The sequence below is a fragment of the Microcystis sp. LEGE 08355 genome, assembly GCF_015207185.1.
In the GTDB taxonomy this organism is placed as follows: Bacteria; Cyanobacteriota; Cyanobacteriia; order Cyanobacteriales; family Microcystaceae; genus Microcystis; species Microcystis panniformis.
On sequence record NZ_JADEXI010000681.1, the window covers coordinates 1 to 2,294 of the forward strand.

The 2,294-nt window shown below is 45.3% G+C and carries 3 protein-coding genes; 1 reads left to right on the forward strand and 2 read right to left on the reverse strand.

Annotation, left to right across the window (positions count from 1 at the left end; translation table 11 throughout):
• Nucleotides 1–74 precede the first annotated feature (74 nt).
• Both IQ242_RS22835 and IQ242_RS22840 read right to left on the reverse strand, forming a co-directional pair.
• Nucleotides 75–1,508 (reverse strand): phosphoglucomutase/phosphomannomutase family protein, encoded by a 1,434-nt coding sequence (locus tag IQ242_RS22835; protein WP_193961522.1) that lies wholly within the window; start codon nucleotides 1,506–1,508, stop codon nucleotides 75–77.
• Nucleotides 1,509–1,762: 254 nt separating this feature from the next.
• Entirely contained in the window at nucleotides 1,763–2,107 is a 345-nt protein-coding gene (locus tag IQ242_RS22840; RefSeq protein ID WP_193961523.1) for a hypothetical protein, read from the reverse strand.
• A gap of 74 nt (nucleotides 2,108–2,181) precedes the next feature.
• Between IQ242_RS22840 and IQ242_RS22845 the strand changes: the two genes are divergently transcribed.
• Nucleotides 2,182–2,294: helix-turn-helix domain-containing protein (locus tag IQ242_RS22845; RefSeq protein ID WP_193961524.1), on the forward strand; the 113-nt coding region annotated here is incomplete at its 3' end.

Here is a 2,294-nt window from a genome sequence, read left to right on the forward strand (position 1 = left end):
ATTCGATTGTATTTAGGGCTTGCTGAATAAACCTAAACACCCCACACCCCACGAAAAACTTTTTGCCGCAAACCCTAGATATAGGTAGCCCAAGATTTTGCCCAGGCGAGAATTTCCTGAACTCGATCGAGGGTTGAAGATTCACAGTAGAGACGCAAAACCGGTTCGGTGCCACTAAAGCGAATTAACAACCAACTGCCATCTTCTAAACGGAATTTATAACCGTCCATAGGATTACAATCAGTCACTTGTTTACCCGCAATTTCCCTTAAGGGATCGTTATCCAAAGCAGTAATTAACTGAGCGCGAGCTTCCATATTAGCTAGGGGTAAATCAATGCGATCATACTCAGAATGAAACCCGGTTTTATCCTGTAATTGCGCGTAAAGATCGCTTAAATCTTGGCCCGATTCTACCACCGCTTCCAAAACATATAAAGCTGATAATAAAGCATCCCGTTCGGGAATGTGAGTACCATAACCGACACCTCCCGACTCTTCCCCACCAATTAACACAGGAGTGGTCAACATTCGATCGGCGATATACTTATAACCGATCGGGGTTTCAAAGACCGATAAACCGTATAAACTGGCTAATTTGGGAATTAAATCGGAACCGCTCACCGTTTTCACAATTTCCCCTCTCATTCCCTTTTTGCCAGCTAAATGCTCGATTAAAATCGGGATGAGATTTTGGGTGCTTAAAAAATTCCCCTGACCATCGATCGCCGCCACTCGATCGCTATCCCCATCGAAGACCAAACCTACTCGCAAAGGGGCTAAATTTGCGCTGTGAGCCAGTTTATCGATGATTTCCCTCAAATTTCTCGGTAAAGGTTCCGGAGAGCCGCCACCGAACAAAGGATCGCGATTGCCGCGTAATTCCGTGATCCCCACTCCCAAAAGACGCTCTAAACCGGTAGCCGCCGCACCGTGCATGACATCGGAATAAACTTTTAGTTGTCCCGATTCGATCGCGTTGGCAATAGCGGCAATATTAACTTTTTGGCGTAAACCCTGACAATAACCAGACCAAGGCTCAAAAGTTCTTAATTGACCTGCATTGGCCTTAAATTGCGGCGGATTAGACAATAAAGCTTCAATTTGTTGGGTAATTTCCGGCGAGACAGAACCACCAAAATAACCTTTAACCTTCAAACCGAGATATTTAGCCGGGTTATGACTGGCGGTTAACACGATCGCACCGAGAGCATTTTCCGCTCGAGCTGCCCAACTAAAAGCGGGAGTGGGAGCGTAGGATTGGGAGAGAAGCACATCAAAACCAGCTTTTTGAAGCGATTCCGCCGCAGTTTGAGCAAAATCCTCCGCCATAAACCGCCGATCATAGCCGACGATCATCGTCCGCGAACCGGTGATCTGACCATAATTATCCGCTAAAACCTGAGCCGCCAAGGGAGCGAGCAGAGCGACTCGATCGAAAGTAAAATCGGCGGCGATAATCCCGCGCCAGCCATCGGTTCCAAATTTAATCGGGTTCACGGTGGTCATGATTTACCCCTAAATATCCATTTTCCCAATACTGTAACCCGCTCCGTACCCCTTGGCGATAGGGAATGGGGGAATAGGGGAGATGAGGGATTTTTCAGTGATCAGTAAACAGTAATCAGTAATCAGTGAAAACACAGTAGGAAAATTCTATTTAATACTGCACACTTAAAATTCAAATCTGATAACTGATAACTTACCCATTGATAACTGATAACTGATAACTGATAACTGATAACTGAAATCCCAACACCTTTTCAGGTTTCTCGATGATCGCTTTTTGCCGCCGAATCGAGCGCGCCGACTTCACTGGCTAATAATTTTTCCATTAACATTTGTAACTTCATCCGTTCTATATAGGGCCATCCCCCGGTTTCCTCGATATCCCGGAGTAATCCGTATAAGTCCTTACGGGTATTGGGTAAAGATGGCTCGAACATCTGCTCGCGAATTTGCCGATGTAAATTTTCTAAAGTTCGCAGCAACATTAACAAACCGTTACAATCTCCCTGCTGTTCTTGGGCGATCGCTGTCACCGTCGTTACAAGGGAATCTAGTTGGCTATCTAATTGGCTATTATCTCCCGGCAATCGGCTATTCATCGAAAATTTTGGGTCTGAAACCCCGTCGTTCTACGACGGCTTTACTGTTAAATATTAGCCCATTTACGAAATATATGCTAAAATGTGAGGTATGGAAAAGCTATCGCTACCGATTTTACCCCACACCCGAACAAGAGTCGCTATTGCGGCGCACTTTGGGCTGTGTAAGATTAGTTTACAATAAAGC